We start from the raw sequence: 13,426 nt of genomic DNA on the forward strand, positions 1-13,426 counted from the left end.
TGCCCGACAGAATGCTTCAATCTGACCAGGAAAGGCATCTACCGTCCTTCACGCCACCACATGGCACCAAAGGCGAGGAGCAGGATTCCGACACCTGCGAAGCCCGCAAAGAGCGGCAAGGTATTGATGCCCTTCAGCACGGTTTCATTGGTCATGCGGATCGTCATGCGATCATTGTCGGCCACACGCACCTGGCCGCGCACCGGCAGGATCGGCGGGACGGTAATGGCGCCGGCATTGTTGACGACGCGTGTGACGAGACCGCGGCTCTTGTCGGTGATCGGCTTCAGCGCAGCGGTCGTCGAAATCATCGCCTTGAATTCGGGCGCATCGACGGCGCCAACATGTGCGAGCGTCGTCAGATCGCCGTTGCGGATTTCAAACAGGCCAATTTCGTCCATGCGCTTTTCGGCCTTGTAGAGGCCGGGCTCGGTCTGCGTCAGCGGCAGGTTCTCGGTCCTGCCCGAGGGGTAGCGGACGACCGCGTCTCCGGGGGCATCGCCAATCGTCTGGCGGGTGATTTCCAGTGTTCGGCCGGAGGTCCGCGCCGTCAGCGCCTCTTCCTCCAGTGCCGGTTCCTTCATCAACCAGTGGGCGATGCGGCGATAGAGCGAGACGTGCGGGCCGCCGCCCTCGAAGCCGCGCGCCCAGAGCCAGCCCTGATCGGAAAGCAGCATGGCGACACGGCCCTGGCCGGCGCGGTTGAGCACCAGCAGCGGATGGTTGTCGGCACCGAACATGACGGTCTGGCCCTGCGGCCGCTCGACATCGACGCTTCGGAACCAGCGGCCCCAATGCGGCGGCTCATCGCCGGAACCGTCAAGCCCGCGCGTGACGGGGTGCTTGCGGCCCTGTTCGGAAAGACGAGGATAGAAGGCCTGCTCGATCATACGGCCGGTCGGCTCTGCCGGCAGTACGGAGGCAAGCGGGGTCATGGCGATCGACTCCGGGCTTGCATGCTCAGGACCGGCGGCGATCAGCAGTGCACCGCCATTTTCCACATATTGCGCGATGTTGTCGTAATAGAGCATCGGCAGCACATTGGCGCGATCCTGATAGCGGTCGAAGATGATCAGGTCGAAATCCTTGATCTTGTCGACGAAGAGCTCTCGGGTCGGGAATGCGATCAGCGACAGCTCGTTGATCGGCGTACCGTCCTGCTTTTCCGGCGGGCGCAGGATGGTGAAATGCACGAGATCGACTGACGCGTCGGACTTCAGGAGATTGCGCCAGGCGCGCTCGCCGGCATGCGGTTCGCCCGAGACGAGAAGGACGCGCAGGTTCTGGCGGATGCCATCGATGATGTGCACGGCACGATTATTGGCATCCGTCACTTCGCCGGGAATACCGGCGACGGAGAATTCCAGCACGTTCGGGCCGCCGCGGGTCACCTTGAAGGAGAAGGGTGTATCCTGGCCGGGTGTTGCCTGCAGGGTGGCGATCTCGTCGCCGTTGAGGCGCACCGTCACATTCGCAGCGCCGCCGGGGCTCGGGCCGTCGTCGAAGACGCGCAGCACGAGCTGCTGCTCCTCGTTGACTATGCCGAAGCGGGGCGCCTTGATGACCTCGATGCGGCGATCGAACTCGTTCGGCTTGCCGGTGATGAGACCGTGGATCGGCGCGTCGAAGCCGAGCGCTTGATTGACGCCGGGCACATCATGCACCTCGCCATCCGTCAGCATGATCGCGCCGCCGACGCGCGAGGGCGGGACATCGGCGATCGAAGCCGACAGGGCCTCGAAGAGGCGTGTGGAGGGCACGTCGGAATTGCGGTCCTCGTTCACGTCCACGAAGCGGGGCTCGATCTGCGGAAAGCGGGCGAGCTGGGTTTTCAAGGATGCCAGCGCATCATCCGTCATCCTCATGCGGTCGGCCGTCTGCTGGCTCTGGCTGCGATCGACGATAACAGGGACGATGGTCGAAAGCTGGTCGCGGTCCTCCTGCAGCAGTACCGGATTGGCAAGTGCTGCCAGTAGCGCCATCGCCGCAAGCGTGCGGATCCATGCGCCGCGTATGCCGCGCCAGATCGCGAATACGGCGATCAGGAGGACGATGCCGGTCAGTACCGCCAAAAAGGGCCAGGGCAGGAAGGGTGAATAATCGAGCGTCATATCACTGCCCCAGCCGTTCGAGCAGGTCGGGCACGTGAACCTGGTCTGTCTTGTAGTTGCCGGTCAGCATGTACATCATGATGTTGACGCCGGCGCGGAAGGCATATTCGCGCTGCGTCTCATCCGGCGGCACAGTGGGCAGCAGCGGGGTGTCATTGTCGTCAACGGCCCACGCGCCGGCAAAATCGTTTGCGGTGATCAGGATCGGCGAGACGCCGTCTGCGGCAGCGGCCGGCCTATTGGCGCTGTTCTGGTTCTGGCCGCCCTGCCGCGCCTCGATCCAGAGCGGGCTGCCGGCGTAGCGGCCGGGGAAGCTGGACAGAAGATAAAAGGACTTGGTCAGCACATGGTCGTGCGGAACGGGTTCCAGCGGCGGAATATCCAGATTGGCGAGGATCTGCTGCAGGCGCTGGCCGTTGGCGGTCGTGTCGCTGCCCCCTTCGAGGGAGTCGAACTGGTCGCGTGTGTCGAAAAGCACCGTTCCGCCATTGCGCATATAGGCGTCGATACGGCTGATGGCGGCGTTGGACGGCATCGGTGCGGTTGCCGAAATCGGCCAGTAGATGATCGGGTAGAAGGATAACTCGTCCTTATTTAGGTCAATGCCAACGGGTGGGGACGGCTCCAGCGTGGTGCGGTAGGTCAGGAATCTCGTGAGGCCATTGAGCCCCTCTTCAGAAATATTGTCCACATCCTGTTCGCCGGTCACGACATAGGCGAGATGGGTATTGTCGAGCCGCTGCATGATGATGTCGTCGCCCGGCTGGGTGTCATTGGCATGCGAGATGTCCGGCTGCAGCATCAGGCCGGCCGCAAGTGCCACGGCGATCGTCGCCGCAGCCCGGGCGCGCGGCCGCAGGCGGGAGAAGGCGCCGTTCATGAAGAGCACGATCAGGCTATCGGCCAGAAGCAGCAGGAAGGCGATGAAGAAGAGCAAGGGTTTGGCCGACCAGCTTTCGCCACCGATAAGGCCGGCGCGCACGACATTGACGCCATCGATGTCGAGCGGTTTCAGCTCGGCATTGTCGGGCAGAACGTTCAGTGCCGTGAAGCCATCTTCGGAGCCATAGAGGCCGGGTGGATTGTCGAAATTGGCAACGGGTGCTGCCTTCGCATTCGGGATCAGTGGACGGGCATTGCCGGTTTCGGTGACCAGGATGCCCTTGGCGGTCAGCATGCGGAAGGGCGGCAGGGTTTCGGCAACGCGCGCACTGCCCGATGATTCCGAGGTTACTCCGCCGGAACGGGAGATCTGGATGAGGTGGCGCAGCATTTCGACGAAGGTGCCAGAAATCGGCAGGTTCGACCAGGTCGCTTCGGCACTCACATGGAAGAGCACGATCTGGCCGGCATTCATCTTGTTCATGGTCACGAGCGGCGTACCATCGGCAAGGCTTGCCCATGTGCGTTCGGCGAGATCGGGTGTCGGCTCTGCCAGCACCTGACGGTTGACCGTCACGTCGGTCGGACGCGGTATGCCGGCAAACGGGCTGAATCCAGGGAATTCGGCGAGCGCTTGCGGCTCGCTCCAGGACAGGCTGCCGCCAAGCGCACGTTCCCCCTGGCGCAGGGTGACAGGGATCAGCGGATCTTCGGCAGGTGCCGCGGCAAGGCGCGGGCCGGCAAAGCGCAGCAGCATGCCACCGTTCGATATCCAGCGCTGCAGGGGCGCGTAGGTATCCTCCGGCAGGCGGCCGATATCGGCCATGATGATGATCGAAGGATTATTGGCGAGCAGCTTCGGGATCGCGACCGAAAGATTGGCATCGGTCGGCCGCACGAGGTCCGCGTAGGGTTCGAGCGCCCGCTGGATGTAGTAGAGCGGGGAGAGCAGCGGCTGGAATTCATCGCCGCTTTCGCCCGAGAGAAGCACGACCCTGCGGCGCTTGAAGGCATCGTCGAGCAGATGCACCGCGCCTGCGGTGGCGCCGGTATTGATGCTGACGCGGGCAAAATCGTTGCGCATCTCGAAGGGGGCGGAAATGCCGGCATTGACGGCCGTCTGGCCGGGGGCGAAGTCAGCCCTGCCGGTGGCGATCACGCGGCCCTGCGCGTCCTGTGCATTGAGCGGGACGGAGGCCGCGCCACTGGCACTGAGGCGGGTCAGTTTGACCGTCATCGCATCGGCCGTATTGGTGGCGCCCGAGATTGCTACCGTCTGGGCAGCATCGCCTTCGATCACGCGCAGTTCGGCGGGCCGAAGGTCGGAGAGTTGACGGACGATAGCATCGTTGTCGCTGCTTGCTGCACCGTCGGTGAGGAAGGCAAGCGTGCCGGGATGCGTGCCGTTCAGGGCGGCGCGCAGCGCTTCGAAAGCCCGCTGGCGATCCGGCACAAGCGGCTTCGGTTCCGCGGCGCGGAGCTTTTCGCGGGCGGCAGCCGCAGTGCCGGGTGTCGCGTTATTGGTCGGGTCGGCGGTGAAGGCGATGGAGACGACAGCGCCGGCAGTCTCGGCATCGTCGATCAGCGCGTCGGCCGTCTGGACGCGGCGCTCCCAATCGGGTGCCGAAGCCCAGCTATTGTCGACGAAAAGGACGAGCGGACCACCCGATGCGAGCGAGCTGGTGCGCGGATTGAAGACCGGATCGGCGATCGCGAAGATGATGGCGGCTGCCAGAAGCATGCGCAGCAGCGTCAGCCACCAAGGGCTTTTCGCCGGCGTTTCCTCGCGCTTCAGCACAGTCGCGAGGATTTTCAGCGGCGGAAAGACTTCCGCCTGCGGGCGCGGCGGGGTGAGCCGCAGCAGCCACCAGATGACGGGCAGGGCAATCAGCGCGCCGAGGATAGCGGGATAGGCGAAGGCGAAGGGAAGCGCGCTCAAAACTGTCCTCCATGCGTTGCCTTTGCCGGCATGCCGGAAAGATACATATGGACGGCAACCAGCGCTTCGGACGCCAGATGATCGGTGCGGTGGCTGACGAAGGTCCAGCCGAGATGGCGCAGCGATTGGCCGAGATCTTCGCGTCGCGCGAGATAGGCGTTGCGATAGGCCTCCCGCAGGCCCTCCGCCCGCCCCGAGGTCAGCCTTTCGCCGGTTTCCGGATCGGTGAATTCGGTGCGGCCGTTATAGGGAAAGATTTCCTCGGCCGGATCGGCGATCTCGACCACGTGGCCACGCAGGCCCCGGCGGGCAAGCGGACCGAGACGAGCCATGATGGAAGGCGCGTCATCGAGGAAATCGCCGATGAGGATGAGATCGCTCCAACCGCGCACCATCGCGGTTTCGGGCAGGCCGCCAGTCAGCGGGGTGTGCATCAGGGCGGCTGCCAGCCTTTCGGCTGCATTGCGGGCGGAGACAGGTTCCATCACGCCGGGGCAGCCGATGCGCTCGCCGGAGCGGGCGAGGATCTCGGCAAGCGCCAGCATGATGACCAGCGCCCGGCTTTCCTTGGAAACGCTGCCATAGGTCGACTTGTACATCATGGAGGGCGACATGTCGGCCCAGAGCCAGATTGTGTGGGCAGCCTCCCATTCGCGGTCACGCACATAGGTATGGTCGTCGCGGGCGGAGCGGCGCCAATCGATGCGCGACAGGCTTTCACCTTCGCTATAGGGGCGGAACTGCCAGAAATTCTCGCCGATACCGCGTTTGCGGCGGCCGTGCCAGCCGGCAATCACGGTGTTGGCGATGCGCTTGGCTTCGACCAGGCAATCCGGCACGAGGGCAGCCCGCTGCCTTGCGCGGGAAAGGGCATCATTGCCGGGTGTCGGATTGACGATCTGTCCGATGGATGCCACGCGCAGCGCTTCCTTATCCCTTTGCCTGCTTGACCAGCCCGGCGATCACGTCGCGCACCGACATGCCTTCGGCGCGGGCGGCGAAGGTCAGCGCCATGCGGTGCTCGAGAACGGGCTCGGCCAGAGCGTAGATATCGTCGAGCGAGGGCGCCAGACGGCCCTCATAGAGCGCGCGGGCGCGGGCGCAGAGCATCATCGCCTGGCCGGCGCGCGGGCCGGGCCCCCAGGCCACATGCTTGTCGGTGGAGGCATTGCCCTGGCCCGGACGGGCGGAGCGCACGAGCGAGAGGATGGCATCGACGACGGTATCACTGACCGGCATCTGACGTACGAGCGTCTGGATTTCGGACAGACGTGCCGCATTGATGACCGGTTCGGGTTTGGCTTCGGTGAGACCCGTCGTTTCCAGAAGGATCTGGCGCTCGGCGGCAAGTTCGGGATAGTGAACATCGACCTGCAGAAGGAAGCGGTCGAGCTGGGCTTCGGGAAGCGGATAGGTGCCTTCCTGCTCCAGCGGGTTCTGCGTTGCGAGAACGTGGAAGGGTGAGGGCAGGTCATAACGCTGGCCGGCAATGGTGATATGATATTCCTGCATCGCCTGCAGCAGTGCCGACTGGGTGCGCGGCGAAGCGCGGTTGATTTCGTCGGCCATCAGAAGCTGGGCGAAAACCGGCCCCTTGACGAAACGGAAGGAGCGGCGGCCGCTCTCGTCCTGGTCCATCACTTCGGAACCGAGGATATCCGAAGGCATCAGGTCGGGCGTGAACTGGATACGGTTTGCGGCAAGGCCGAGGACTTCGCCGAGCGTCGTCACGAGCCTCGTCTTGGCAAGGCCGGGAACACCGACGAGGAGGGCATGACCACCGGAGAGAACGGCGAGAAGCGTGTTTTCAACCACGCTTTCCTGACCGAAGATGACCTTGGAAACTTCCGTGCGGATGGCGGCGATATCGGATAGCGCTCTTTCTGCGGCGGCGACAATCGCCTGTTCATCGAGGCTGGCTTCGGTCTTGATCATACCCACGGGCATCTCCAACGGCTGAAATCATTCGGCTGCGAATCGTCTGACTTTAATAGGCGTGCCTCATACCCGATACAGTTATGAAGATGTTGCGGGCTGACAAGTTTGTTTCAAATGACTATCTCGTGACTTTATTTTGTTAAGAGCAAACCGGGACAGAAGAATGGCAGCCGAGGAAATGAGGCATACGGCAGATGCAGCGGGACTTGCCGCGCTGATTTCGCGCGCTTCCGAGGCGAAATCCGGCAAAAAGCGCGGCTTGCCGCCTGTCGAGAAATGGAATCCGCCCTTTTGCGGCGATATCGACATGGAAATTCGGGCGGATGGCACATGGTTCTACATGGGCACGCCGATCGGCCGGGCTCCGCTGGTCCAGCTCTTTTCGACCGTTTTGAGGAAGGACGAAGACGGAAAAACCTATCTCGTAACTCCTGTGGAAAAGGTCGGCATCAGGGTCATTGACGCACCCTTTGTGGCCGTCGAGATGAATGCAAGTGAGCGAGATGGCCAGCAGGTTCTGACCTTCCGCACCAATGTCGGCGATGTCATCGAGGCCGGCAAGGATCACCCTCTGCGCTTTCCGGATCATGGGCCAGAGTATGGGAAAGACAGTGAACTAAAGCCCTATCTGCATGTGCGGGGCCGGCTTGAAGCATTGGTGTCACGCGCCGTGATGTATGAGCTGGTCGAACTCGGAGAGGTGGCCGAGGTTGCCGGCCGGGAGATGTTCGTCGTTCGCTCCGGTGGTGAGATTTTTCCGATCATGCCGGCCGACGAACTGGAAGCAGCCTCCCGATGAGTGAAGCGATCAGCAAGACCTATCCCCCGTTTTCGGCTGCCGAGTTCCGTCGCCGTGCGCTCAATCAGATCGGTGCACCCATCGATCACGCCTGGCGCGACCATGGCGACCATGTGCTCAATCCCGATATCGTTGCGCTGGCCGAGACCTTGAAACTCCGTGATGCGGCCGTGCTGGTGCCCGTCGTCGATGATGGCGAAGAGGCGAAGGTGATCTTCACCAAGCGGACGTCGACACTGCGCAAGCATTCTGGCCAGATCGCCTTTCCCGGTGGTTCGATCGATCCCGAGGATGTCTCGCCCGAGATGGCCGCGATCCGCGAGACCGAGGAGGAGATTGGTCTTGGCGGCGGCTTCGTCGAGACGGTCGGCCGGCTGCCGAACTATCTGTCGTCTACCGGGTTCCGCATCACGCCCGTTCTCGGCGTTGTGCAACGCGGTTTTTCGCTGCAGCTCAATCCGATCGAAGTGGACGACGTTTTCGAGGTGCCGCTTTCCTTCCTGATGAATCCTGCCAATCACACACGGGACAAGCGGGTAGTTGATGGTATCGACCGGCATTTCTACCGCATGCCCTATGAAACGCGGATGATCTGGGGCATCACCGCCGGCATCGTCCGCACGCTTTATGAAAGGCTTTATGCATGACCTCTGTTGCCGACCAGGCATGGTTTCAGGATCCGGCGCTCGGTCGGGTTTTTGCGCTCCTGAACGCCGATGGCGGGGAAGGGCGTGTGGTCGGTGGCGCGGTGCGCAACAGCCTGATGGGGCTAGCCGTCGCCGATATCGATGTCGCCACCACGCTGTTGCCGGAAGCCGTCATGGAGCGGGCCGCTGCTGCCGGCATCAAGGCGGTGCCGACCGGCATTGACCACGGAACGGTGACGCTCGTCATCGATGGCCGCCCCTTCGAAGTGACGACGTTGCGTACCGATGTGGAAACGGATGGCCGTCGCGCCAAGGTGGCCTTCAGCGCGGACTGGCAATCGGATGCGGAACGGCGCGACCTCACCATCAATGCACTTTACGCAAATGCTGCGGGCGAGGTGATCGATCTCGTCGGCGGGCTCGATGATATCGAGAAGCGCAATATCCGCTTCATCGGTAATGCAGCGACGCGGATCGCCGAGGACTATCTGCGCATCCTGCGCTTCTTCCGTTTCTTCGCCTGGTACGGTTCCGGACGGCCCGATGCGGAGGGGCTGAGAGCGTCATCCGCCGCGCGTTCGAAGTTGAAAACGCTGTCGGCCGAACGGGTCTGGTCGGAGCTCAGAAAGCTCCTGTCGGCGGAAGATCCAGGCCGGGCGCTTCTCTGGATGCGGCAGGTTGCAGTTCTCTCGGAAATCCTGCCGGAAACGGAAAAATGGGGCATCGATGCCATTCCGGCGCTTGTTGCGACCGAGAAGGCGCTCGGCTGGGAGCCTGATCCGCTGCTGCGGCTGGCCTCGATCATTCCGCCCGATCCGGTGCGGCTGGAGGAATTGGCAGCACGGCTGAAATTTTCGAATGCGGAAGCCGCCTATTTCAGGGCCTGGGCAAAAGCCGCCCCGGTCAATGACGAGATTTCCGCTGCCGCCTTCGAGAAGCTGCTCTACAGAAACGGCGTGGACGGCATCATCGTGCGGCTGAAACTGGCGCTTGGCGTTGCTCGGGGCAAGGCAGAGAATGGTAGTTTTGATGAGATGAGCCGTTCGGCGCGCCTTTCGAAGCTTCTGGACCATGCGCGCATCTGGAAGAAGCCGCAGTTTCCGCTGAACGGCGCAGATGTGATGGCCACGGGCATACAGGCCGGCCCGAAGGTCGGTGAAATCCTGTCGACCTTGGAAAACCAGTGGGTTGAAGAGAATTTTGTCTCCGACCGGGCGGCATTGCTCGCCCGGCTCTCGGAGATTGCAGGTTGAGATCAGGCCGCGTTCGCTTCGTCGCGGATGCGGGCCTTGATATTGTCCACCATGTTTTCGCGAATGGTCGTTTCGCCGTGGGCTGTTCTCATATGTTCGACGGCGCGGCGAACGACTTCAGCGTCATTGTCGGCCCTGGTGTGCCAATCGCATCCGGGAACGAGTGTACCGCATTCGAAAAGTCGCATGGTCTTCTCCTGTCTCTGAAATACAAAACCATCGCGCTTTCGCGCGTTTGAGGAATGTGCGGCAACGGAGAAGGTTCCGGGGGAGAAAGCTTCGGCCGACTTAGACGCCGGCCGAAAGGCTCTGTTTATTGATGGGGCATTGCCCAGGCCATGTAAGTCTCCGAAAGGTGCGCAGGCTTGTTGCTGTTGGCAGCACCTGTTGCCTGCTGTTGAAGTTCTTCCGGAGTCTTGCCGCCTGCTAGCTGCAATTTCACCTGCTCGACAAAGCAGGAGAGCGGCAGGTCGGAACCGCTTTTCGCTCTCAAGTCTTCGGCGATGCGCGTTAGAAACTCGGGCGCTTCGATTGCGCGGGACGTTTCCTGGATATCTGCAGAAGCAGGCGAGCTGCTTTGTACCGTCATGACAATCCTCCTCCGATTGTAACGCACAGAGACTAATTTAGGACGCACTCAGTTCTGATGAAGGCCGTTCAACGCGATTTTACCGGAATAGTATTTCAAATTTATCAGCGGGTTTGCCTTTGTCAGCATGCCGGTCTTTGCCTGCATGCTTGGCGCCGGCTTATGGCCAGCGCACGACGGGCGGCAGGGAAGAAAGAATGGATTCGACATTGCCGCCGGTTTTCAGGCCGAAGATCGTCCCTCGGTCGTAGAGCAGATTAAACTCGACATAGCGGCCACGGCGAATCAATTGTTCGTCACGGTCGGCCTCCGTCCAATCCCTGTTGAAGTTTGAGCGGACGATCTTGGGGTAAACCATGGCGAAGGCCCGGCCGACATCCCGCGTGAAGGCGAAATCGGCTTTCCAGCCGCCGGCTTCTTCGGCGGAATGCAGCCAGTCGTAGAAGATGCCGCCAACACCGCGCGCCTCGTTGCGGTGCTTGAGGAAGAAATAGTCGTCGCACCATTTCTTGTAGGCATCGTAATCAGCGACCGCATGGTTGCGGCAAGTGATTTCCATGGCCTTGTGGAAGAGCTGTGTATCCTCATCCTCCTGCGTGCGACGGCGACCGAGAACCGGGGTCAGGTCGGCGCCGCCGCCGAACCAGCGGCTGGTGGTGACGACCATGCGGGTGTTCATGTGAACGGCCGGCACGTTGGGATTGACCGGATGGGCGATCAGCGAAATTCCCGACGCCCAGAAGCGCGGATCTTCGGCGGCGCCCGGTATCTGTGCCCGGAAGTCGGGCGCGAATTCGCCATAGACGGTGGATGTATGAACGCCGACCTTTTCGAAGACGCGGCCTTCCATCATCGACATGCGGCCACCGCCGCCGGCACCGTTTTCGCGGGACCAGTCCTTGGCGACAAAGCGGCCGGGCTCCTGATCGGAGAGGGGACCTTCTAGTTCATCCTCCAGCGCTTCGAAGGAAGCGCAGATCGTGTCCCGCAGCCCCTCGAACCATGTACGGGCGGCAGTCTTTTTGTCCTCGATGTCTTCGGGCAGGCCGATCGGCAGTTCCGGTCTTTCCATGCGATTCGCTCTTTGTTGATTACAATCCCGGTTTAGCAGGTGCAGCAGAAGCCTGCCAGCAGTGGAAAGCGCCTGCAAGATTCGACTCGCAAAGGGCGGATTTCGATACTACTTTTCATTCAGAGGTAGGTTTTATGGCAAAAATTCCGGGGCCTCCGCCCTTCGAAGGCTTGAAGCGCAGAATAGCAAAGCATCGGGCAGAGGCGTCCGCCCGCGAGCGGGATCATTTTGTCCGCGAAACATACCGGATGGGGCTTTTGGAAGCCCGCGCCAAGGCGCGCGAATGGTTCGACGAATATCCGAAAGCCGCCTATTGGACCGAAGTGGAAAGCTGGCGCCAGCTGGAAGGCGATCAGATCGAATTCACCATGCGTCGCTTGCCATCCGCCGATTGAACTTATTCGGCTGCATCACGCAGGCGGCTTTCGATCAGAAGGCCGCTTTCGTCGAGGATCGGATGCGCCACTGAGACGATGTGCGCATTGATACGCTTCAGGTCACGCAGCATATCGAGATGAAGTGAGCTCGTCTGGAGGCTGTCGGCACGCCCGTCGCGCAGCCGCTCCAGGTGCCGCTCGGCCGATTGTTTTTCCATGCGGCGGACCTCGACCTTCACTTCCATCATCTGCCGGGCGAGATTGAAGTCGCGGGTGACGAAGATCGTCTGGGCGACGCGCAGGTTGTCGATCGTCAGATCAAACAGTTTGCGCAATTCCCTATAGCCGTCTTCGGAGAATTTCAGGCCGAGCGAGACCTTCTTGCCGACCTGCTCCAGCAGGCCTTTCTCGATGATGTCGCCCATGTGCTCGAGATTGATCGCATAGTCGATGATAACGATCGAGCGGCGGGCATTCTCGTCGCTGAGACCGCCGCGGCCGAGCTTGGAGAGATAGACCTTCACCTCCTGCTGCAGCAGATCCACGCGCTTTTCGAGCGCAGGGATCTCGGCGAGCTTGGACATGTCATTGTGTTCGAAGGCATCGGAAGCGCGCAGGAGCATGCGTTCGATCAGATCGCCGACGCCGAGTACTTCGCGCGTCGCGCTGGCAAGGGCCACGACGGGCGTCGACAGCTCCTGCATATCGAGAAACTTGGGACCCTGATCCGGCTGCACGTCATCGGGCACCAGGCGGGCGGTAAAGATAGCCAACATCCGCGAAAACGGCCAGGCAACGGCGGCAAGAAGGATGTTGAAAATCAGATGCGTATCGACTGGCAGCTTGGCGGGGCCGAAGGGCAGCATTTGAAGCAGCGGCGCCGCATAGCCGGCAAGCGGCAGCGCAATTAGGCAGCCCGCGGTGCGGACGATGAGATTGCCGAGCGTGACGCGTCTCGCCGAGGCAGGGCCGGAGAGGGTGGCGACAACGGGCGGAATCGCGCCGCCGAGATTGGCGCCGAGGACGAGAACGATGATCAGTTCCGGGGACACGATGCCCGTTGACGCGAGCGACAGGATCAGGACGACGACCGCAAGGCTCGACGACGAGATGAAGGCGAGCGCTGCGGAAAAAAACAGAGCGACCGGCCAGGCATCGCCGAGCAGGCCGATGAAGGCAGCCAGTGCCGGCGACGTGCGCATGGGCTCCGTCGCATTGCTGAGCAGATGCAGGGAGAGCAGCATCAGGCCGATGCCGATCATGGCCGTGCCGCCGCCGTGGCGGGCGCTGGATTTTCCGCGATAGAGAACGATGCCGCCGAGAATGAGCAGCGGCGAAAGCCATTCGATGCCGGTAGCGACTATCCAGGCGGTCACGGCAGTCCCGACATTGGCGCCGAGCAGCACGATCTGTGCCATGCGCGGCTTGATGAGGTCGCGCTCCACGAAAGAGGCCGTCATCAGGGCCGTCGCGGTCGAACTCTGCAGGGCGATGGTTGCCAGGAAACCTGACAGGATCGAGCGCGGCCCGTTCGCCGTGCCTGTCGCAAGCCCGGTCCTCAGGCGTGCGCCGAAGGCACGCGTGACGCCGTCCTTGACCTGCGCAAGGCCGAAGAGCAACAGCGCAATCGCGCCGAACAGATTGATCATGACGATCGTGGATTCCATGGCCTTGGTCTTTTTCTTCTTCTTGAGAAGTTTTCTCGGGTCTACGTTTCCGTAGTCGAGTAAATCATTGGAATCTCACTGCTTGTGCAGAATTATTGATTGCCTGGCTAATTAATATAGGCGCTTTTGCGTCGATTCAAAGCGTCGTTTGC

The 13,426-nt window shown here is 61.9% G+C and carries 12 protein-coding genes; 4 read left to right on the forward strand and 8 right to left on the reverse strand.

All coding sequences use genetic code 11. The annotated features are described in order from the left end of the window. Positions 1 to 38: 38 nt before the first annotated feature. Genes J2X71_RS26895 through J2X71_RS26910 form a run of 4 tightly spaced genes read right to left on the reverse strand, consistent with a single transcriptional unit; the run spans position 39 to position 6,873 of the window. On the reverse strand, positions 39 to 2,111 hold the full coding sequence (locus tag J2X71_RS26895; protein WP_310386920.1) for a hypothetical protein: 2,073 nt from the start codon (positions 2,109 to 2,111) through the stop codon (positions 39 to 41). Between the two features lies 1 nt (position 2,112). Next, the gene (locus J2X71_RS26900) at positions 2,113 to 4,932 is read right to left on the reverse strand and encodes a DUF4159 domain-containing protein (protein WP_310386922.1); all 2,820 of its coding nucleotides are present in this window, start codon (positions 4,930 to 4,932) and stop codon (positions 2,113 to 2,115) included. Beyond that, positions 4,929 to 5,849, reverse strand: coding sequence for a DUF58 domain-containing protein (locus tag J2X71_RS26905; protein WP_310386924.1), 921 nt, complete (start codon positions 5,847 to 5,849; stop codon positions 4,929 to 4,931). Before J2X71_RS26905 ends, J2X71_RS26900 begins: the two co-directional genes overlap by 4 nt. Positions 5,850 to 5,862: 13 nt before the next feature. Continuing rightward, positions 5,863 to 6,873 (reverse strand): MoxR family ATPase, encoded by a 1,011-nt coding sequence (locus J2X71_RS26910; RefSeq protein WP_037100272.1) that lies wholly within the window; start codon positions 6,871 to 6,873, stop codon positions 5,863 to 5,865. A 160-nt stretch (positions 6,874 to 7,033) separates the two neighbouring features. Here J2X71_RS26910 and J2X71_RS26915 point away from each other — a divergent pair, with 160 nt between their 5' ends. From J2X71_RS26915 to J2X71_RS26925, 3 genes are read left to right on the forward strand one after another with little or no spacing between them, the layout of a single operon-like run. Then, positions 7,034 to 7,669: a DUF1285 domain-containing protein gene (locus J2X71_RS26915; protein ID WP_310386927.1), complete on the forward strand. Its 636-nt coding sequence runs from the start codon at positions 7,034 to 7,036 to the stop codon at positions 7,667 to 7,669. Continuing rightward, positions 7,666 to 8,316 (forward strand): CoA pyrophosphatase, encoded by a 651-nt coding sequence (locus tag J2X71_RS26920; protein WP_029868578.1) that lies wholly within the window; start codon positions 7,666 to 7,668, stop codon positions 8,314 to 8,316. Before J2X71_RS26915 ends, J2X71_RS26920 begins: the two co-directional genes overlap by 4 nt. Then, the gene (locus J2X71_RS26925; protein WP_310386929.1) at positions 8,313 to 9,569 is read left to right on the forward strand and encodes a CCA tRNA nucleotidyltransferase; all 1,257 of its coding nucleotides are present in this window, start codon (positions 8,313 to 8,315) and stop codon (positions 9,567 to 9,569) included. Before J2X71_RS26920 ends, J2X71_RS26925 begins: the two co-directional genes overlap by 4 nt. Positions 9,570 to 9,571: 2 nt before the next feature. On the opposite strand, the gene J2X71_RS26930 is transcribed toward J2X71_RS26925, so the two are convergent. The 3 genes from J2X71_RS26930 to hemF all read right to left on the reverse strand — a co-directional run bounded on the left by J2X71_RS26930 (position 9,572) and on the right by hemF (position 11,230). Further along, complete coding sequence (locus tag J2X71_RS26930) at positions 9,572 to 9,757, reverse strand: DUF1059 domain-containing protein (RefSeq protein WP_007824454.1); 186 nt, start codon at positions 9,755 to 9,757, stop codon at positions 9,572 to 9,574. Between the two features lie 125 nt (positions 9,758 to 9,882). After that, positions 9,883 to 10,158, reverse strand: coding sequence for a hypothetical protein (locus tag J2X71_RS26935; RefSeq protein WP_310386932.1), 276 nt, complete (start codon positions 10,156 to 10,158; stop codon positions 9,883 to 9,885). A gap of 160 nt (positions 10,159 to 10,318) precedes the next feature. Then, complete coding sequence (hemF, locus tag J2X71_RS26940; protein ID WP_310386934.1) at positions 10,319 to 11,230, reverse strand: oxygen-dependent coproporphyrinogen oxidase; 912 nt, start codon at positions 11,228 to 11,230, stop codon at positions 10,319 to 10,321. 134 nt (positions 11,231 to 11,364) lie between these two features. On the opposite strand from hemF, the gene J2X71_RS26945 reads away from it, so the two are divergent. Beyond that, positions 11,365 to 11,625 carry a hypothetical protein gene (locus tag J2X71_RS26945; RefSeq protein WP_037100062.1) on the forward strand — a complete coding sequence of 87 codons (261 nt, stop codon included), beginning with the start codon at positions 11,365 to 11,367 and terminating at the stop codon, positions 11,623 to 11,625. A gap of 2 nt (positions 11,626 to 11,627) precedes the next feature. On the opposite strand, the gene J2X71_RS26950 is transcribed toward J2X71_RS26945, so the two are convergent. Further along, entirely contained in the window at positions 11,628 to 13,274 is a 1,647-nt protein-coding gene (locus tag J2X71_RS26950) for a Na/Pi cotransporter family protein (RefSeq protein ID WP_310386937.1), read from the reverse strand. Positions 13,275 to 13,426 lie beyond the last annotated feature (152 nt).

This window comes from Rhizobium sp. 1399 (assembly GCF_031455475.1).
GTDB lineage: Bacteria > Pseudomonadota > Alphaproteobacteria > Rhizobiales > Rhizobiaceae > Rhizobium.